The 18,127-nt window shown below is 63.4% G+C and carries 16 protein-coding genes and 1 tRNA gene; 6 read left to right on the top strand and 11 right to left on the bottom strand.

Translation table 11 applies throughout. From position 1 onward, the window contains the following. Window positions 1-46: 46 nt before the first annotated feature. Both LAC81_RS00760 and LAC81_RS00765 read left to right on the top strand, forming a co-directional pair. Window positions 47-121: transfer RNA gene (locus tag LAC81_RS00760), tRNA-Gly, on the top strand. A 141-nt stretch (window positions 122-262) separates the two neighbouring features. Further along, window positions 263-1,096, top strand: coding sequence for a transporter substrate-binding domain-containing protein (locus tag LAC81_RS00765; protein WP_223726345.1), 834 nt, complete (start codon window positions 263-265; stop codon window positions 1,094-1,096). A gap of 39 nt (window positions 1,097-1,135) precedes the next feature. On the opposite strand, the gene LAC81_RS00770 is transcribed toward LAC81_RS00765, so the two are convergent. From LAC81_RS00770 to LAC81_RS00780, 3 genes are all read right to left on the bottom strand, one after another. Next, window positions 1,136-1,546: a tellurite resistance TerB family protein gene (locus LAC81_RS00770; protein WP_223726346.1), complete on the bottom strand. Its 411-nt coding sequence runs from the start codon at window positions 1,544-1,546 to the stop codon at window positions 1,136-1,138. A 106-nt stretch (window positions 1,547-1,652) separates the two neighbouring features. Further along, window positions 1,653-2,507, bottom strand: coding sequence for a thermonuclease family protein (locus LAC81_RS00775; RefSeq protein WP_223726347.1), 855 nt, complete (start codon window positions 2,505-2,507; stop codon window positions 1,653-1,655). 13 nt (window positions 2,508-2,520) lie between these two features. Beyond that, window positions 2,521-3,171, bottom strand: a complete 651-nt coding sequence (locus tag LAC81_RS00780; RefSeq protein WP_113536528.1) for a S24 family peptidase — start codon at window positions 3,169-3,171, stop codon at window positions 2,521-2,523. Between the two features lie 195 nt (window positions 3,172-3,366). On the opposite strand from LAC81_RS00780, the gene LAC81_RS00785 reads away from it, so the two are divergent. Then, window positions 3,367-4,443: a calcium:proton antiporter gene (locus tag LAC81_RS00785; protein ID WP_223727870.1), complete on the top strand. Its 1,077-nt coding sequence runs from the start codon at window positions 3,367-3,369 to the stop codon at window positions 4,441-4,443. A 25-nt stretch (window positions 4,444-4,468) separates the two neighbouring features. Here the strand turns inward: LAC81_RS00785 and LAC81_RS00790 are convergent, their stop codons facing one another. Continuing rightward, window positions 4,469-4,978 carry a winged helix-turn-helix transcriptional regulator gene (locus tag LAC81_RS00790; protein ID WP_223726348.1) on the bottom strand — a complete coding sequence of 170 codons (510 nt, stop codon included), beginning with the start codon at window positions 4,976-4,978 and terminating at the stop codon, window positions 4,469-4,471. A gap of 135 nt (window positions 4,979-5,113) precedes the next feature. On the opposite strand from LAC81_RS00790, the gene LAC81_RS00795 reads away from it, so the two are divergent. Beyond that, window positions 5,114-5,581 carry an SRPBCC family protein gene (locus tag LAC81_RS00795; protein ID WP_223726349.1) on the top strand — a complete coding sequence of 156 codons (468 nt, stop codon included), beginning with the start codon at window positions 5,114-5,116 and terminating at the stop codon, window positions 5,579-5,581. 65 nt (window positions 5,582-5,646) lie between these two features. Here LAC81_RS00795 and LAC81_RS00800 read toward each other — a convergent pair whose 3' ends face one another. Next, the gene (locus tag LAC81_RS00800; protein ID WP_223726350.1) at window positions 5,647-6,249 is read right to left on the bottom strand and encodes a LysE family translocator; all 603 of its coding nucleotides are present in this window, start codon (window positions 6,247-6,249) and stop codon (window positions 5,647-5,649) included. Between the two features lie 200 nt (window positions 6,250-6,449). Here LAC81_RS00800 and LAC81_RS00805 point away from each other — a divergent pair, with 200 nt between their 5' ends. Further along, on the top strand, window positions 6,450-7,334 hold the full coding sequence (locus LAC81_RS00805; RefSeq protein WP_223726351.1) for a DMT family transporter: 885 nt from the start codon (window positions 6,450-6,452) through the stop codon (window positions 7,332-7,334). 17 nt (window positions 7,335-7,351) lie between these two features. On the opposite strand, the gene LAC81_RS00810 is transcribed toward LAC81_RS00805, so the two are convergent. From LAC81_RS00810 to LAC81_RS00835, 6 genes are all read right to left on the bottom strand, one after another. Continuing rightward, on the bottom strand, window positions 7,352-7,705 hold the full coding sequence (locus LAC81_RS00810) for a GNAT family N-acetyltransferase (RefSeq protein ID WP_328717346.1): 354 nt from the start codon (window positions 7,703-7,705) through the stop codon (window positions 7,352-7,354). Further along, window positions 7,648-7,884 (bottom strand): hypothetical protein, encoded by a 237-nt coding sequence (locus LAC81_RS00815; RefSeq protein ID WP_223726352.1) that lies wholly within the window; start codon window positions 7,882-7,884, stop codon window positions 7,648-7,650. The genes LAC81_RS00810 and LAC81_RS00815 overlap by 58 nt, the downstream gene beginning before the upstream one ends. Before the next feature lie 61 nt (window positions 7,885-7,945). Further along, window positions 7,946-10,162 carry an FAD-dependent oxidoreductase gene (locus tag LAC81_RS00820; RefSeq protein WP_223726353.1) on the bottom strand — a complete coding sequence of 739 codons (2,217 nt, stop codon included), beginning with the start codon at window positions 10,160-10,162 and terminating at the stop codon, window positions 7,946-7,948. A gap of 11 nt (window positions 10,163-10,173) precedes the next feature. After that, on the bottom strand, window positions 10,174-10,587 hold the full coding sequence (locus LAC81_RS00825) for a YbaY family lipoprotein (protein ID WP_223726354.1): 414 nt from the start codon (window positions 10,585-10,587) through the stop codon (window positions 10,174-10,176). 2 nt (window positions 10,588-10,589) lie between these two features. Then, a complete protein-coding gene (locus LAC81_RS00830) occupies window positions 10,590-11,798 on the bottom strand; it encodes an acetyl-CoA C-acetyltransferase (RefSeq protein WP_223726355.1) in 1,209 nt (402 codons plus the stop codon). A gap of 72 nt (window positions 11,799-11,870) precedes the next feature. Further along, on the bottom strand, window positions 11,871-13,667 hold the full coding sequence (locus LAC81_RS00835) for an acyl-CoA dehydrogenase C-terminal domain-containing protein (RefSeq protein ID WP_223726356.1): 1,797 nt from the start codon (window positions 13,665-13,667) through the stop codon (window positions 11,871-11,873). 536 nt (window positions 13,668-14,203) lie between these two features. Here LAC81_RS00835 and LAC81_RS00840 point away from each other — a divergent pair. Continuing rightward, window positions 14,204-18,037, top strand: a complete 3,834-nt coding sequence (locus LAC81_RS00840) for a peptidoglycan-binding protein (protein WP_223726357.1) — start codon at window positions 14,204-14,206, stop codon at window positions 18,035-18,037. Window positions 18,038-18,127: the final 90 nt, after the last annotated feature.

The following is an 18,127-nucleotide window of genomic DNA, read 5'->3' on the forward strand; positions in this document are numbered from 1 at the left end:
AGGGTCCTTGACAGATCGTCTCGGTTCGGGAAATTTCGCAGGCATCGCGGGTGTAGTTCAGTGGTAGAACGCCAGCTTCCCAAGCTTGATGTCGTCGGTTCGATCCCGATCACCCGCTCCAATTCTTCCTGAAGCCTCTCTTGCCGCGTTCGCGCGAGGCCTATGGCCAGTTGCCTTGATGGCGGTTACTTTACCGCTCGATGAATCATCCCGCGGTTCTAAGGGCCGCCCCTGCCACATGAGACATGCCGGCCCGCTGCCCATGAGATTTCTTTCCCTGTTCGCTCTCTGCGCGTCCTTGATCGCAACGCCGTTGGCGGCGCAGCCGAAGGATCTGCCGATCCTATTCGATGCGCGCGAACGCATCGCCAAGCCCGATCTCACGGGTCTGGCGCGTCTGCGTTTCCTGACGACGGTGGACTTTCCACCGTTCAATTTCATCGACCAGTCCGGCAAGCTCTCCGGCTTTCACGTCGATCTGGTGCGCGAGATCTGCCGCGAGCTCGACATCGAAGCCAAATGCCAGATCCAGGCCGTGACCTATGCGGAACTCCTGCCGGCGCTGGAACAGGGGCAGGGCGAAGCGGTCGCCGCCGGCATCGCCGTCGGCCCTGAGCTGCGCCAGCGCTTCGGCTTTTCGCGCGCCTTCATGCGGCTGCCCGCCCGGTTCGCCATCAACGCCAAGGCAGCTGGCGCCGTGACGGGTCCAAAGGATCTCAGGAAAAAAGCGGTTGGGGTCGTGGCGGGGACGACGCATGAGGCCATGTTCAAGGCGTACTTCCCGAAGATCGAGGCCAAGGTCTTCCCGGATCGCGACGCCATGCTGACGGCGCTGCAGAAGGGCGAAGTGCCGGCGGTCTATTCCGACGGATTGCAGCTTTCCTTCTGGGTCTCAGGCACGACTGCCGGTGGGTGCTGCTCGCTTGTCGACGGCGCCTATTTCTCGCAGCGCTTTCTCGGTGAAGGCCTGACGATCATGAACCGCAAATCCGAACCGGCCCTGACCCAGGCCATCGACCACGCTTTGCTGGCGCTTTCGCGCAGCGGCCGGCTCGAGGAAATCTACCTGCGCTATTTCCCGAACGGCATCTACTGAGGGTAATGCACCCTGTAGTGAGTGCCAGGGTGGGGTAGGCTATCGGCGGAAGCGGGCGAGCGCCCCGCGCTCGATTGCCGCGCAGGTGAGCTTGTCGAGACCCAGGCGATCGCGCAGCAACTGCAGCAGGCGGATCTCCTCGTTGCGGATACGCTGGTCCGCGGCGGCGATTTCGACCGCAAGCGCATAGGCCGTCTCGTGGTATTTTTCCGGAAGCGCCTCGCGCACGATTTCCAGGGCGATGTCCAGCCCTTCGGGAGCCGCGAGCTGGGCCGAGCATTCGTGGCCGATGAGCACGAGCTGGTCCTCATCGAACCCCTCGAAGACGGGCAGGAACTGCACCAGCCGGCCGATGCGGGCAAATTCGTCGTCGCTCATTTCGCGGTCGACTGCCGACATCATCACCATGACATAGACGAGGGCTTCGTGGTGGCTCAGGCTTGGCGGCATGGGGCTTTCCGGAAATGCGTCGTTTCAAAGAGTTGGATCATCGCCCTGGTTCACCGAAAGAGTGAGACGATCCGGACGGTTGAGAGCTGGGAATTGTCGTGGCTGTTTACAAGTCCGGCTGGGGGTCGTCCATGCCGGTGCCGAACGTTGGATCGTCAAGCGTCATCGGCGTGTGGCTGAGATCGCGCGGATCCTCACCGTAGAAACCGAGCTTTGCCTGGCGCGCGGCGTCGGCCCGCGTCTCGAGCGGCGAGCCGGGTACCGGCGTCGCCCAGCCATTGTCAACGAGCCAGGCGGCGAGATCTCGCCCGCCGAGCGAGCACGAGGCAGTGGCCGAAGAACCGGCGCTCCCTTCCGGCATGTCGCAGCTGACCGCACGGGCGCGCAGGAAGTTCCGGAAGGCCGTCCGCGCGACGATGCCGCAGGGCCAGCTCTTGCCGCCGGTTTCGCAGGTCCTGTCCGCCTGCTCGGGCTCGATGCCGTCGATCTGCAGCGTCAGCTTGTCGAATTGGATCACGCCGGCGGCGACAGCCATCGGGCGGTAGAGGATGGTCGGCCCGGCCGCCGACTTCGCCTGCTTGTCCTGTTCCGACAGCGGTGCGCGCGGCTCCATCCGTTCGAGCGGCGCGCCGGTTACCGTATCCGGCAAACCGAACTGTTGTGGCTCGATGGCGCGCGCGGCATTTTCCGTCGCGGGGTTTTGCGGTTGCTCGCCGGTCGTAGCCGCACCGGGCTCCGGGGTGCCGCCAGAGGATGTGCCGAGATCGAGCGGCACGTCTTCGCCCGTCTCGCCTTGATCCGGCGCCGTCTCGAATTCCGTCATGTCGGGCGTTTCGAGCACGAGGTCCGGCGTTGCCGCGCTCTCACGGTCGCGAATGGCGGCTGCTCCTGCGTAGAGGATGCCGGTGAAAAGCGCGATCGCGGCGATGCCGCCGGCGAGAGTGTATAAATGCTGCCGCATCAGGAAGAACGTCCTATTGGCTGGCCCAGATGATCCGGGCGATCCATTCAATCTGGCTGATCTCGAAGCTCCGGTTCGGGTGCTCCGGGTTGAGAGAGAGGAGTTCGATCGTGCGCGGGGTCTGGCGTGTCAGGACCTTCGCCATGACCTCGCCTTCGCGCGTCTTGACGACGACGCGGTCGCCGCGCCGAACCTGCGCACCGGGGTCGACGATGAGCGTGTCACCGTCACGATAGAGCGGCAGCATGCTGTCGCCCTGGACCTCGAGCGCGTAGATGCCGGGCCGCCGTTCGACCGTCGTCGGAAAGTCGATGACGTCCCAGCCCTGGCCAGCCGGAAAGCCGCCGTCATCGAAGAAGCCGCCCGCCCCCGCCTGGGCGAAACCGATCAGCGGGATTGCCGCGCTTGCAGCCGCCGGGACGGGTTGAGCGCCATCCGGGCTCAATAGGCTGGTGAACTGATCCATGGTGGCGCCGGTCGCCTCCAGCACCTTGGCGATCGATTCCGTTGAAGGCCAGCGTTCCCGCCCGTCGGCGGAGTGGCGCTTGGATTTGTTGAAGGAGGTGGGGTCGAGCCCGGCGCGGCGGGCGAGACCAGAAGGCGAGAGCTGATTGCGCTCGGCCAATGCATCGATGGCGTGCCAGATCGTGCCGTGAGACAACATGCGAAAGGTCCGGGCCGAACAGGGCGGCCGCTTGCTGGGTTTGTTCAACGCAACACTACCGAAACGCGGAGGACCGGTAAAGAATCCGAAGGAAAATAGTCCTTTTCCCGTCATTTGCATTGGGGACGACGGGCCCTATAGTTCGCCTGACGGACAGGGCAGGCTTTCACCGGAGGGAACGTTTTGTTGGCGCGCATGACATCGGAGCGTCTGCTGTTCGTTGCCGTTGCTGCCGCGGTTGCCGGGATCGCGCTGGAGCATCATCTTCTGGAGATGGGACGGCTCGCAACGCTCCTCGGCGCTGGCGGTCTAGTGGTCGCGATCGTGCTGGCGTCGCTGCGGGTGTCGCACCATGCCGAAGTGCTGGCATCCAAGGTCGGCGATCCCTACGGCACCATGATCCTGACGCTCTCGGCGGTACTGGTCGAGGTCGTCGTGCTGGCGATCATGATGACGAGCGAGACCTCGCCGACGCTCGTGCGCGACACGATCTATGCGGCCGTCATGCTCGACATCAACGGCATTCTGGGACTGGCTGCCCTGCTCGGTGGCCTGAAACACGGCGAGCAGCCCTATAACGACGATTCCGCCCGCACCTACAGTGTGATGATCCTGACGGCGATGGGGATTTCGATGATCGTCCCGGAATTCGTGCCGGCGGCGAAATGGCATCTCTACTCGGTCTTCACCATCGGCGCGATGATCACGCTCTACACCCTGTTCCTGCGCATGCAGGTGGGAGTGCACAGCTATTTCTTCAGCTACAGCTATCCAAAGGCGAAGGGCGAGGGGAGCGCGAGGCAGGGCATTCCGGACCAGCCGGCATTGCCGTCGATCGTGATCCTGATCCTCGGCATCGTGCTGATTGGTGTGCTGGCGGAAGTGATGTCGTCGCTGCTGACATCGGGCCTGAAGGGGAGCGGTGCTCCGCCGGCGGTCACGGCCATCGTGGTTGCCGCGATTTCCGCCTCGCCGGAGATCATGACCGCCATGCGCGCAGCTCTCGCCAACCGCATGCAGGCCGTGGTCAACATCGCGCTCGGCGCCTCGCTTTCGACGGTCATCCTGACCGTTCCGGTAATGGAGGCGATCGCGCTCTATACCGGTCAGCCTTTCGTAATGGCCATGTCGCCGGTGCAGACGGTAATGGTGACGATCACCTTGATCGTCGCGGCGATCAACCTCAACGACGGTCAGACCAATGCCATCGAAGGCATGACCCATTTCGTGCTGTTCGCCACCTTCGTCATGCTGTCGGTGATCGGGCTTTGAACGGGTGGCGAACGCTTGGCATGTGTCAGGCCGTCGCCTTCTCTCCCGCCTTTCTTGCCACTACTTCTTCATAGGCAGCCTGTAGCATGGCGCGCACCCGCGGCGGACCATCGAGCAGCGCGCCGAGATGATCGTGCCGCAGCTCGTCCATGAAGCGGTCCCAGAGCTCAGGCCCGCCTTGTTCCATCAGCTCGGCGCGGATGCTGAGCTCTTCGCTGACCGGCAGGTAGCGCCGTCCCCAGGCGCCGAGCTGGGCCATGATCGGCACCAGCGCGATCGTCATCTCCGTCAGGCTGTAGATCGCCTTCTGCTTGTGCGTGGGGTCGTCGGCCTTGGTCAGCATGCCCTGTTCGAGCAGCATCTTCAGCCGGTCGGCCAGGATGTTGGACGAGATGCCCTCCTGGGAGCGCAGCAATTCCCGGAAATGCCTTTTACCGCCGAAGATCATGTCGCGAATGATCAGCAGGCTCCATTTGTCGCCGAACACTTCGAGCGAAAGATTGATCGGGCAACCCGAGCGAATGTCGTCCTTCATTGGCACCTCTTCAAAACCGCTTGCATTATCGCAGCAGTGAAGCTAACGTGCAACTGCTTTCAAAATTATAGCAGTTTTTAAAAGAAACCAGTTTTGCAATTGCCACCGGTTTTCCGGTCCAGAGGAGACAAGCACATGACTGACAGATCCGTGGAACATACGAGCTTCACCATTGAGCGCAGCTTCAAGGCGACGCCGGAACAGGTGTTCAGGGCCTTCTCCGAGCCGGCGGCGAAGGAGCGCTGGTTCGTCAATGTCGACGCCGGGGCTCAAATCACGCACGACTTCCGCGTCGGCGGTCGGGAAAGCGGGCGTTTCGTTCAGGACGAAGAGACGACCTATCACGACGACACCGTTTATCTCGATATCGTGGAAAACCGCCGGATCGTCTTTGCCTATACGATGGCGCAGAACGACAGGAGGATTTCCGCTTCTCTTGCCACGGTCGATATCCGGCGGGAGGGCAGCGGCACGCGCCTGGTTTTTACCGAACAGGTTGCGTTTCTCGATGGGCTGGACAAGCTCGAATACCGCCGCGATGGCTGGGAACAGTTGGTCGGGGCGTTGGCCAAGGAGCTTGGCGAGGCGGCCACCGCCGCCTGACGCGCGGCAGCCTGTGTCAAAAGGTCAGTGAAATCCCCGCGGGACGGTGCCGATCTCCGGGGATTTCAATGCATGGCGGCGATGGCGCTGCCGGCAATTCCCATCGAAAACAGTGTGAGGCAGACGGCGGCAATCCGACGCGGCAGATGCGATGTCGACAAGCCTTTCGACATCTGCACGAGCATGGCGCCGGCGCCGATCCAGCTTGATCCGACGGCAACGACCAGTAGCGAAAATCCGGCGATCCAGGGCCAGACGGTCGCCAGTCCGGTCTGCGGCAGCAACACCAGGGCGACGATCAGGGCTTTCGGGTTGAGCAGGGTCGTGACGAAGACCTGACGGACGGAGATGACGACGCCTTCGCTGCGCTCGGCATCGGTGGTCCAGAGCGCATAGGCGAGATAGAGAACCCAGCAGGCCGCGATCAGCCTCAGCGCCAGGCCAAGCTGTGGATGGGCGGCGAGGAATGGCGCGAGAAGCGCAACCGCCGGAATGATGACGACGAGATAGCCGCCGAGTTCGCCGGTGAGCAGGGGCAGTGAACGGCGGAAGCCGATAGAGGCGCCGGACAGCCAGAGCAGCGTGTTCGTTGGCCCCGGCGTTGCGAGCAGGATTAGGGCGGCAAGGGCGAAGGCGAGCGGCTGCATGTCGTTGAACTCAGGTTTCATGGCCGTTATCGCTGTCTTCTAGCAACGGCGCAAGCGCCCGTTCTTGATCTCCATCAAGCGGGTATCCGATCGCGCCGGAAGCGACCCGCAAGAAATCGCCACAGGCGCCCGCCGGAATGCCTCTTCCGCGTGTGTCACGGCCGCGCTATCAGACGGGGACGCTGCCGCTTCTCTCCCGCCGGCGCGATCGAGGCTTTCCCATGAACAAGACCGTATTGTCAGGCATCGTCATGACGACGTTTTCCTATTTCCTGTTCTCGCTGCAGGATGCGTCGGTCAAATGGCTCGTCGTCGGCTATTCGGTCTGGCAGATCCTGTTTACCCGAAGCATCACGATCCTGCTGCTCTGCCTGATCATCGGCCGCGGCAAGCTGGTGCGCAATGCCATCTCTTCTCCGGTGGTCAAGCCGTTGTTCGTGCGCAACCTCCTGTTGCTCGCCGCCTGGCTTTCCTACTTCAACGCGGCCCGCGATCTTGGCCTCGCCGAAATGACGACGCTCTACTATGCAGCACCGATCATCGTGACGCTGCTGGCCGTGCCTATCCTGAAGGAAGACGTGCCGCCGATCCGCTGGTTCGCCGTCTTCATCGGCTTTGTCGGCGTGCTGATTGCCTGCGATCCGCTCGGGACCGGCATGAAGCTGTCGATGCCGGTGTTCCTGGCGCTCACGGCTGCCGTCTTCTGGGCGATCGGCACGGTGATGTTGCGCAAGACCGCGCTCCAGGAAACGACCCTGGTTCAGATGACGATCTCCAACGTCTTCTTCATCGCCATGACCGGCCTAGCGGTCGGCTTCTTCTGGACGCCGCCGGCGCTTTTCGATGTCGCCTTGATGGCCGGCACCGGCGTCATCGCGGGCATTGCCCAGTACGCACTGTTCGAAGGCATGCGCCGTGCGCCGATCTCGGTGATCGCACCCTTTGAATATACTTCGCTCGTCTGGGCCTTCGGCCTCGGCTTCCTGATCTGGGGCGACGTTCCGGCCTCTAACGTCTTCGCCGGCGCCGGCCTGATCTTTGCTGCGGGCCTGCTGATCATCGTCGGCGAGCGACTGGCGCACCGGCGCGCGAGTGCAGCCGCCTGACTCCTTCCCAGGGGTGGTCAGGCCGCCTCTGAGGTCATGTAGCGGCGCTCGGCGGTCTCGTCATAGATGCGGAGACCCTCGCGCTGGTAGAAGGCGACGGCCGGATTGGTGGTTAGCACACTGAGCCGCAGGGGCAGGCCGATCGCCCTTGCTTCGCCAAGCACCTGGCGAAGCGCGATCGCGCCATAGCCGTGATTCTGATGATCGGGGGCCACATAGAGCTTGTTGACCCAGACATGATCGTCCCGTCGGGTGACCGAAACGCAGCCGACATCTTCTCCTTCGGCAACGATGATCCGATGTTCGCCGAGGATCAGCGCATCCGCCGACCGTGGCCGCCCCAGAGCGCGATCGCATAGTCGCGCATGCAGGCCTCTTCGAGCGAACGCAGGTAGGGTTCGTCGCCAACGATGGCGGGGCGCAAGGTGGCTTTGGTCATGGCTTCGACACGGGAGTACGTTGCTTCGACGCGGACAGGTCTAGCATCGTAATCGTGACAGGTTAATGCCTGTGCCGATGCGGGCTGCAGCACGCCATGCTTCTGGAGCAAGCTTTTCGCCCAAGCGAAAACAGGCCCGGAGGGGGCCTGTTTTCAATGCGTTGAGCGGAGTTTACGCCGCTTGCTTCTTCTCGCCATAGGGATCGAAGCGACCGTAGAAGGTCTCGCCGCGTTCGGCCATTTCCTTGAGGAGCGCCGTCGGCTTGAAGTGGTCGCCATAGTCCTTGGCGAGCTTCTCGCACATCTTGACGAAGGTCTTTACGCCCATGCCGTCGATGTAAGAGAGCGTACCGCCGGTATAGGGCGCAAAGCCGAAGCCGAGGATCGAGCCGACGTCGGCTTCACGCGGATCGGTGACGATGCCTTCTTCCACGGTGCGTGCGGCCTCGAGCGCGATCGTCGCAAGCAAGCGCTGCTTCAAGACTTCGACGTCGATCGTGTCGGCGTTCTTCTGCGGATAGAGCGTCTTCAGCTCCGGCCACAAATACTTCTTGGCGGGCTTGGCCGGGTATTCGTAGAAGCCCTTGCCGTTCTTGCGGCCACGACGGTCGAGGTCGTCGACCATCTTGTTGATCAGCGCCAAGTGCTTGGGATCGACGGCCTTTTCGCCGAGGTCGGCGACGGTGGCCTTCAGGATCTTCTGGCTGAGGTCGATCGCCACTTCGTCGTTGAGCGACAGCGGGCCGACCGGCATGCCGGCCATCTTTGCGGCATTCTCGATCATTGCCGGCGGTACGCCTTCGATCAGCATGTCATAGGCTTCGTGGATGTAGCGGAAGACGCAGCGGTTGACGTAGAAGCCGCGCGTATCGTTGACGACGATCGGCGTCTTCTTGATCGCGGCCACATAGTCGAGCGCTGTGGCGAGTGCCTTGTCGCCGCTCTCCTTGCCGAGGATCACTTCCGTCAGCATCATCTTCTCGACCGGCGAGAAGAAGTGGACGCCGATGAACTGGTCCGGGCGCTTGGAGTTCTTGGCAAGACCGGTGATCGGCAGCGTCGAGGTGTTGGAGGCAAAGATCGCGTCCTCGGCAATCACCGCTTCCACCTTCTCGATCACGTCCTTCTTGACCTGGCGATCCTCGAATACCGCTTCGACGACGAGGCCGGCGGTCTTCAGATCGTTGTAGTCGGCCGAAGGCGTGATACGGGCAAGCAGGGCTTCGCCTTCTTCCTTGGTCAGGCGGCCCTTGCCGATCGAATCCTTGACGAGGCCTTCCGAATGGGCCTTGCCCTTTTCGGCCGCTTCCATGTCGCGGTCGATCAGCGTCACGGCAATGCCGGCAGCAGCCGTCACATAGGCGATCGAGGCGCCCATGAAGCCGGCGCCAACGACGCCGACATGCTTGAATTCGGACTTCGGCACGCCGGCCGGGCGGCGGGCGCCCTTGCCGAGTTCCTGCATCGAGACGAACAGCGAGCGGATCATCGAGAAGGCTTCGGTGGTCTGAAGGATCTCGGTGAAGTAGCGCTGCTCGATCTTGAGCGCCGTGTCGAACGGCACCTGCAGGCCTTCATAGACGCACTTCAGGATGGCAACGGCGCCCGGATAGTTGCCGTAGGTCTCGCGGCGCAGGATGCCGGAAGCGGCCGGCCACAGCTGGGCCGAGGCCGGCGTCCAGATGCCGCCGCCCGGAACCTTGTAGCCCTTTTCGTCCCAGGGTTGGACCGGCTTCAGGCCGTTCTTGATCATCGCCTTGGCAGCATCGACCAACTTGTCGGCATCGACGACCTCATGCACCAGGCCGAGCGCCTTGGCGCGGGCTGCCGTCAGCGACGAACCTGTCGTCATCATCTGCAGCGCGTCCTGTGCGTTGGTAAGGCGAGGCACCCGCTGGGTGCCGCCAGCGCCCGGGAAGATGCCGACCTTGACTTCCGGCAGCGCGATCTTCACCGCCTTGGAGTTGGAAGCGACGCGGCCGTGGCAGGCGAGCGAGAGTTCGAAGGCGCCGCCCATGCAGGTGCCGTTGATCGCCGAGACCCAGGGCTTGCCCGAGGTTTCGAGCTTGCGGAAGAGACCGGTCATGCGGCCGACCAGGCCGAAAAGCTTCTGGGCGGCGTTATCCGGATCCTTCTTCTTTTCTTCTTGCTGGAAGGTGAACATCGACTTGATCATCGAGAGATCAGCGCCGCCGGAGAAGCTCGACTTGCCGGATGTGAAGACGACGCCCTTGACCGCTGCATCGGCAGTCGTTGCGTCGACGATGGCGTTGAGTTCCTCCATCACCTCCTGGGTGAAGACGTTCATCGACTTCTCAGGCATGTCCCAGGTGACGAGTGCGATGCCGTCGGCGTCGGTCTCGATCTTGAAATTGGTGTAATTCGTCATGGTTCTCCCCCTCAGTAGAGAATGGGTTCGATGTGCAGCGAGATATTCGATCCGCCGCTGTAACGTTGTTTGCTGGTGTTGGTGGCGATCAGCCGTCCGTCGCGCTCGACGCGGACGGTGAAGCCCGCATCGACGGCCTTGTCCAATTCGGGCTTGGGCACCTGCAGCACGAAGGGCACGCGCGTCGCCTTGCCATCGCTGACGACGGACGTTTCCGCAATCTGCTTGGCGGCGACATCCATCACGCCCTGCTCCTCGAGCCGGATCGTGACGGTGCCGGCCGGAACCGGGCCGCTGGCGACATTGGAGATCGTACCGGTGAGCGTGAAGCTGTCGCCGCCTTCTTCCTCGTCCGAGACGCAGCCGGCGGCTGCAAGCAGCCCCAGACCCATCAGTCCGAGAAGGGTGCGGCGCGTCACGTCCATCGTCAGACCCTTTCGATAATCGTGGCCGTGCCCATGCCGGCGCCGATGCAGAGTGTCACGAGCGCGGTGTTGAGATCGCGGCGCTCCAGTTCGTCAAGCACCGTGCCGAGGATCATCGCGCCGGTCGCGCCGAGCGGATGGCCCATGGCGATCGCGCCGCCGTTGACGTTGATCTTGTCGTGCGGGATGTCGAAGGCCTGCATGTAGCGCAGCACGACGGCTGCAAACGCCTCGTTGAGCTCGAAGAGATCGATGTCCGACAGCTTCATGTCGGCGCGCTTCAGGAGCTTTTCGGTGACGTCGACCGGACCGGTCAGCATCAGCGCCGGATCGGAGCCGATATTGGCGAAGGCGCGGATGCGGGCGCGCGGCTTCAGGCCCATGCTCTCGCCGCCGGCCTTGGAGCCGAGCAGCACGGCAGCGGCGCCGTCGACGATGCCGGAGGAGTTGCCGGCGTGGTGCACGTAGTTGATCTTCTCGATTTCCGGATGGGCCTGGATGCCGACGGATTCGAAGCCGCCCATCTCGCCCGGCATCTGGAAGGACGGGTTGAGCGAGGCGAGCGCCTGCATGTCGGTGCCCGGGCGCATGTGCTCGTCACGGTCGAGGATCGTCAGGCCGTTCTGGTCCTTGACCGGAACGACGGACTTCTTGAAGTAGCCCTTCTCCCAGGAATGGGCCGCACGCTTCTGGCTCTCCACCGCATAGGCGTCGACGTCGTCGCGGCTGAAGCCGTATTTGGTGGCGATAAGATCGGCCGAAACACCCTGCGGCATGAAGAAGGCCGGCAGATTGACCGAGGGGTCCATGAACCAGGCACCGCCGGACATGCCGAGACCGACGCGCGACATGCTCTCGACGCCGCCGGCAATGACAATGTCGTCGGCCCCTTGCGCGATCTTCGCCGCGCCGAAGTTGATGGCGTCGAGACCGGAGGCGCAGAAGCGCGAGATCTGCATGCCGGGAGCGCGGGTCGAGTAACCGGCCTCAAAAGCGGCAGCCTTCGGGATCACCGCGCCCGCATCCATAACCGGATCGACGCAGCCCATGATAATGTCGTCCACGGTCGAGGTGTCGAGGTCGTTGCGGTCACGCACCGCTTCCAGCATTTTGGCGGCGAGGCGCACGGACGGCACTTCGTGCAGCGATCCGTCCTTCTTGCCACGGCCGCGCGGCGTGCGCACGTGGTCGTAAACGAAGACTTTCGTCATGTCTCATCTCCCTTTCGGCAGCACCACGCGGTGCTGCCCGTCAAAACATTTTAGATCGAACCCGCGACGCGATTAGAAAGCGGCCGCGTCGAGCGCCATCAGCGTGTCGGCGCCGGTTTCGATGCGGGCCTTGCGCAGGGCCGTTTCCGGCAGGATCCTTTCCATGAAGAAGGTCGCGGTGATCAGCTTGTTCTTCAGATAGTCTGCACGCGCCGTTTCGCCAGAGGCAAGCTTTTCCCCAGCGGTCTTGGCGATCTTCGCCCACATGTAGCCGAGGACTACGAGACCGAAGAGGTGCATGTAGTCGGTCGAGCCGGCACCCGCGTTGTCGGGCTTGGCCATGGCGTTCTGCATGAACCACATGGTGGAGGCCTGCAGGTCGTTGAGGCCCTTCTTCAGTGCCTTCGTATAGGCGGAGAGCTTCTCGTTGCTGCGGTTTTCCTCACAGAAATCGCCGATCTCCTTGAACAGGGCCATGACGGCGCGGCCGCCGTTGAGGCCGAGCTTGCGACCGACGAGGTCGAGCGCCTGGATGCCGTTGGCACCCTCGTAGATCATCGCGATGCGGGCATCACGGACATACTGGCTCATGCCGTGTTCTTCGATATAGCCGTGGCCGCCAAACATCTGCTGCGCCATGACGGCATGGTCGAAGCCTTTGTCGGTGAGCACGCCCTTGAGGATCGGCGTCATCAGGCCAAGGATATCATCAGCCGTCTGGCGGTCGGCTTCGTTGTCGGAGCGGTGCGCGATGTCGGACTTCAGTGCCGTCCAGAGCGTGAAGGCGCGGCCGGCTTCGTTGAAGGCCTTGATCGTCATCAGCGTGCGGCGGACGTCCGGATGCACGATGATCGGGTCGGCCTTCTTGTCCGGCGCCTTCGGGCCGGAGAGCGAGCGGCCCTGGATACGGTCGCGGGCATAGCTGGCGGCGTTCTGATAGGCGATTTCGGCAATCGACAGGCCCTGCAGGCCGACGCCGAGGCGGGCCTCGTTCATCATCACGAACATGGCGTTGAGGCCCTTGTTCTCCGTGCCGATGAGGTAGCCCTCGGCCTCGTCATAGTTCATGACACAGGTGGAGTTGCCGTGGATGCCCATCTTGTGTTCGATCGCGCCGCAGGAAACGCCGTTGCGTTCGCCGGGTTCGCCGTCGGCATTCAGCTTGAACTTCGGCACGATAAACAGCGAGATGCCCTTCACGCCCTCGGGCGCGCCCTCGATGCGGGCGAGCACCAGATGGATGATGTTGTCGGACATGTCGTGTTCGCCGGCGGAGATGAAGATCTTCTGGCCGGAGATCTTATAGCCGCCGTTGCCATCCGGAACCGCCTTGGTGCGCAGCAGGCCGAGGTCGGTGCCGCAATGCGGCTCGGTGAGGTTCATCGTGCCGGTCCAGGTGCCGGCGACCATCTTCGGCAGATAGGCCTGCTTCTGTTCGTCCGTGCCGTGGACGAAGATCGCAGCGATCGCGCCCTGGGTGAGGCCCGGATACATGGTCAGCGCCATGTTGGCCGACGACATGTATTCGCCGACGGCGGTGTGCAGCGTATACGGCAGCCCCTGGCCGCCGAATTCCTCGGGAACGGCGAGGCCGAGCCAGCCGCCTTCGCGGTAGAGATCGAAGGCTGCCTTGAACCCCTTCGGCACGCTGACCGAGGCGTCGTCGCGGCGCTTGCAGCCTTCCTGGTCACCGGAGAGATTGACCGGGAAAAGAACCTCCTCGGCGAGCTTGGCTGCCTCGCCGACGATCGCCTCGATCATGTCAGGCGTCGCATCGCCGAAACCTTGAAGATTGTTGTAGCGTTCGATGCCGAGCACGTCGTTCAGGATGAAGAGGGTATCGTCGACTGGAGCCTTGTAGATGGGCATTCTTTCCTCGCCTTTGGTGCTTCGGGCCGTCGTGTCTCGTTGTCGACGCCCGGTTGCAGGATGCCGGATGCGCCGCCCTCCTCTAAGAGCGCCGTGCGTTCGGATGACCGCACAAGGGACGCCCTAGAACTATGATTCTAGAACATCTTTCCACTTTCGGTGATTCCACGTGAAAGCGGGTTGCTCTAGGGGTCTCGCATCGTTGGCAGGATGCTACAAAATTTTGACGTTTGCGTAAACGTCAAAAATTGCGGGTTGCGAAGTTTCGTCGCGTATACCCGCAGAAGTGGAAATGGGCGCGCCGGAAACCCGACGCTTGCGGCACGATCCTGCCAAATCGTTAAAAACCACCCGCAGGTTAACCGCTTGTTTACCACGTTTCGTGAAAGGTGGGTGTTGAGATGGTCAAAACTGCAACCTGTCCTGGCGTCGCATCGTTGTAGTTTTGCCCGCGTCGGAAGCGCCACAGGGGTGAAGAAAGCTGTTTTCTTCCGTGACGACTTTCGAGATGGCCGACGACAGGGGCGAAGAACACCATGAATGGATCGCGATCAAATCCTCAGCGCGCAGGCAGCCAGTCCTATAGCGAGCGGCCGTCGCTCGACGCATTGAACCGCACCATCGAAGGTTTGGAGGCCCGGATCGAGGGCCTGATGAACGGCGCTGCCCGCGACGCGGCCCCAAGGCCGCCCGAGCGCGTTCCCGCCCGCGAACCGGCCAGAGAACCCATAGCGCCCCGTGACGCCGTCGCCGAGATCATGCAGCGTCAGCGCAGCCTCAGCGCTTCGCGCGAGCGTCCGCCGCTTCGCGATCGGCTGTCGCAGCGCGAGCCGGAACGCTACGCCCCGGAACGCATCGCTTCTGAGCGGCCGGTCTCTGCGCGCTTCGCAGAAGAGCCGCGCCCCCAGCCGCTCCATAGTCAGCCGCAGCGCCCGTCCTCAGCCGTCAACGATATCGCGGAAGCCCTCGTCGGTTTGCGCCAGGACCTGAAACGCGACATCACCGACGGGCTGACGCGCGAGATGAATTCGTTGCGCTCCGAAATTCGCGGCATCAAGGACCAGGCACAGGATCACAGCTTTGCCGAAGACGTGCGTGGCGACATGCAGCGCCTCGCCGACAGCATCCAGCAGCTCGGCCGCCAGGCGTCTCCCGCGCAGGCCGATGCGCTACGCGGAGACTTCGACGAACTGCGGGCGATGATCGACGGCCTGGCGCGTGAAGACAGCATGCGCCGCATGGAAAACCGCTGGAACGGCGTCGAGGATCGGCTGATCGCGTTTGATCAGAACCGTGACGACGAGCTGGTGGCACTTGCCTATCGGCTGGACGAGATCAAGTCGCAGATCGGCTCGCTGAACAACAGCTCTGCCGTCGACGTGCTGGAAGACAAGCTGATCGCTGTCGCGCAGGCGATCGAAATGCTCGGCCGGCAGATCCAGCCCGACGATCGCCGTCTCGTTTCGCAGTTTGCGGATATCGACAGCCGGCTCGACGAAATCAGCCGCGCCATCGCTGCCAACAGCCGCACGACGACCGCACTCGATGGCGGCTTCGGCAATCGCCTGGAAAATCGGCTCGGCGACCTTTCCCGTCAGATCGACAGCCTGTCGCGCCCGAACGATTCCGGGCTCGGCGCACGCCTGGAGGCTTTGACGAGCCGGGTCGAGGATCTCGCCGGCGAGAAGGCGGCCGCCCGTCTCGAGGAGCGGCTCGACCAGCTTTCGCTGCTGATGGAGCGCAGCAACAGGACCGCACAGTCGGATCTCAACGACTACCTGTCGGACATTTCGCGCAAGATCGAGGCCTTGGACCAGGGCAGCGTCAACGACGCGCTGGCCGAGCGGCTCGACTATCTGGCGCGCCGGATCGACGAACTTGACGCGCATGGGGCTCAGCCTGCCTCCGACCCGCGTTTCGATCGGCTGGAAGATCGCCTTGTCGGCATTGCACAGCGTCTCGAAGAGACCCACGCCGCGCCGTTCGACGATCGCGCCGCCCTGCAGAATCTGGAAGCACAGATCGCCAATCTGTCGACGCTGGTCAGCCAACCGCGCGCGGACGTTGCCGCGAGCGCCATGCCCGTCGATTTCGAAAACCGCATGAGCGCACTCGAGGACTACCTCTCGACCAGCGACGAATACATCGTCGAGGCCGCTCGTCAGGCGGCCGAAGCGGTGATGGAAGCCTACGCCAAGAATGGTTCTCCACGCGGTTCCGGCGGAGATCTCGCGGCAATCTCGGCGCTTGCCGAGGACCTTCGCACGCTCGAGGACCTGAGCCGCTCCAGCGAGGAGCGGACGGCGCGCACCTTCGAGGCTTTGCACGAGACGCTCGTGCATATCGCCGACAAGCTGGAGCGCATCGAAAATCGCGAGCCGACGATGGCGGCGCGGACCGAGGCGCCGGTAATGCGCGAACCGGCGATGATGCCGAGGGCCGCACAGCCGGATTTCAACGATCCATTCGGCGGCAACGAGCTCGACGACCGATACGAGGACCTGCAGCGCAACGTCCGCGCCCTGCAGGCTGAAGATCAGGCGGTGGTCGCGCAGGTCGCAGAGCCGGAAACGGCTTTTGCCGACGAGCAACAGGTCTCGACCGTTGAAGTCGAAGACGTGCGCGAACCGGCCGCTGCAGCCCGCACCGGCCTGCTTGCAGGTTTGACCCGGCGCTTCTCCGGCAAGCGGTCCGAGCCGGCGCCGGAACAGGCTCGGCAGATCGTCGAGCCGACCCCGTCGATCGATCCGTCCGAAATGCTTGCGCCCGAGGAAGCCAACCAGCTGCTGGAGCCGGGTTCGGGCGTTCCAGACGTCAAGAAGATCCTGGAGCGCGTGCGCGCCGGCCAGATGAGCAAGGCGGGTGTGCAGCCCGCCGACGGCGACAAGTCGGATTTCATCGCCGCCGCCCGCCGCGCCGCCCAGCTCGCCGTCGAAGAGGCCGACACCCTGAACAAGGCCGGTCAGGGCGGGAAGACCTCCGGCATCGGCGGCGCTTTTGCCCGTCACCGCCGGCCGATCCTGATGGCCGTCGGCGCGGTCCTGCTGGCGATCATGTCCTATCCGCTCGTCACCAACATGCTGAAGAAGCAAGAGAGCGCACCGGTCGAGCCGGCTGCGATCATCGAGCATCAGGCAGTGCCGGAATCGCGCGAAAACAAGATCGTCGACGGCCTGTTGCCGCAGAGCGCGGCCGTGGCGCCGGCTGAAACGTCGCTTACGGCATCCGGGACCCCGGCCGCATCACCTCTCGATTCCGCTGAAGCACCAGCGAAGATATCTCAAGCTTCGATCTCGGTCCCGGCGACGACCGTGCCGACGACCAGCATCGGGACGCCGGTCGAGGAAAAGGCACCGATGCTCGCGCCGGTGGCGGAGACGAAAGCTGCTTCGCCGGTTTCCGAGTTCCAGCCGACGCCGGCCGGCAATGCGCCTGCCAGCGGTGCTGCCCTTGTCAGTTCATCCGCCGAGAGCGCGGCGACACCGGCGCTGTCGCCGGTCGCCGCACCGGGCGACGTCGTCCTGCCTGAAGGTTTCGGTCCAGCCGCCCTGGTGACGGCCGCCAAGGGGGGCGATCCGCTTGCCTACTACGAGATCGGCGCTCGCTATACCGAGGGGCGCGGGGTTCTGGAAAACATGGCGGAAGCCGCCAAGTGGTATCAGCGCGCGGCCGATGCCGGCGTCGTTCCGGCGCAGTACCGCCTTGCGAGCATGTACGAGAAGGGCACGGGCGTGACACGCGACGCCGCCAAGGCGAAAGCGCTCTATCTCGCTTCCGCCGGCCAGGGCAACGCCAGCGCCATGCACAATCTTGCTGTCATGCTGGCGAGTGGCCGTGACGGTGCCCCGGATTTTGCCGAGGCGACGAAGTGGTTCGCGAAGGCGGCCGAACTCGGCATTCGCGATAGCCAGTTCAACCTTGCCGTCCTCTATGCGCGTGGCAACGGCGTACCGCAGGATCTCACCGAATCCTACAAGTGGTTCTCGGCCGCCGCCCGCGAAGGTGATGTGGATGCCGCCGCCAAGCGCGACGAAGTTGCCAAGGCGATGAAGCCCGAGCAGCTCGAAAGCGCCAAGGCGAAGGCGGATGCCTGGAAAGCACAGCCGGTCGACGCCAAGATGAACACGGTGGACGTTCCGGATGCCTGGGTCGGCCCGGCCAACAAGACCGCCAGCGTCGACATGACCAAGGCGGTCCGCAACATCCAGGCGATCCTGAATAACAACGGCTTTGACGCCGGCAAGCCGGATGGCCAGATGGGCAAGAAGACCGTGGCGGCCATCAAGGCCTTCCAGAAGTCGGTCGGCCAGGAGCCGACGGGCGAGATTACCGAGCAGCTGGTCAAGGAATTGCTGAAGCGCAATTCCTGACCTTTGGACTTGCGCCGTAATAAAGCCGCAGAGCCGGGCGACACGGGTTGCGGGTGGCGAAGCCGTCTGCCATGTGGCTGAAAAGGTTGA

The organism is Ensifer adhaerens (assembly GCF_020035535.1).
Taxonomy (GTDB): domain Bacteria; phylum Pseudomonadota; class Alphaproteobacteria; order Rhizobiales; family Rhizobiaceae; genus Ensifer.

Excerpts from the sequence above, each read along its gene's own strand:
- LAC81_RS00765 (WP_223726345.1), top strand. The coding sequence starts at position 263 with ATGAGATTTCTTTCCCTGTTCGCTCTCTGCGCGTCCTTGATCGCAACG.
- LAC81_RS00775 (WP_223726347.1), bottom strand. The coding sequence starts at position 2,507 with ATGCGGCAGCATTTATACACTCTCGCCGGCGGCATCGCCGCGATCGCG.
- LAC81_RS00785 (WP_223727870.1), top strand. The coding sequence starts at position 3,367 with ATGACATCGGAGCGTCTGCTGTTCGTTGCCGTTGCTGCCGCGGTTGCC.
- LAC81_RS00770 (WP_223726346.1), bottom strand. The coding sequence starts at position 1,546 with ATGCCGCCAAGCCTGAGCCACCACGAAGCCCTCGTCTATGTCATGGTG.
- LAC81_RS00835 (WP_223726356.1), bottom strand. The coding sequence starts at position 13,667 with ATGCCCATCTACAAGGCTCCAGTCGACGATACCCTCTTCATCCTGAAC.
- LAC81_RS00825 (WP_223726354.1), bottom strand. The coding sequence starts at position 10,587 with ATGGACGTGACGCGCCGCACCCTTCTCGGACTGATGGGTCTGGGGCTG.
- LAC81_RS00795 (WP_223726349.1), top strand. The coding sequence starts at position 5,114 with ATGACTGACAGATCCGTGGAACATACGAGCTTCACCATTGAGCGCAGC.
- LAC81_RS00790 (WP_223726348.1), bottom strand. The coding sequence starts at position 4,978 with ATGAAGGACGACATTCGCTCGGGTTGCCCGATCAATCTTTCGCTCGAA.
- LAC81_RS00830 (WP_223726355.1), bottom strand. The coding sequence starts at position 11,798 with ATGACGAAAGTCTTCGTTTACGACCACGTGCGCACGCCGCGCGGCCGT.
- LAC81_RS00840 (WP_223726357.1), top strand. The coding sequence starts at position 14,204 with ATGAATGGATCGCGATCAAATCCTCAGCGCGCAGGCAGCCAGTCCTAT.
- LAC81_RS00800 (WP_223726350.1), bottom strand. The coding sequence starts at position 6,249 with ATGAAACCTGAGTTCAACGACATGCAGCCGCTCGCCTTCGCCCTTGCC.
- LAC81_RS00805 (WP_223726351.1), top strand. The coding sequence starts at position 6,450 with ATGAACAAGACCGTATTGTCAGGCATCGTCATGACGACGTTTTCCTAT.
- LAC81_RS00820 (WP_223726353.1), bottom strand. The coding sequence starts at position 10,162 with ATGACGAATTACACCAATTTCAAGATCGAGACCGACGCCGACGGCATC.
- LAC81_RS00780 (WP_113536528.1), bottom strand. The coding sequence starts at position 3,171 with ATGTTGTCTCACGGCACGATCTGGCACGCCATCGATGCATTGGCCGAG.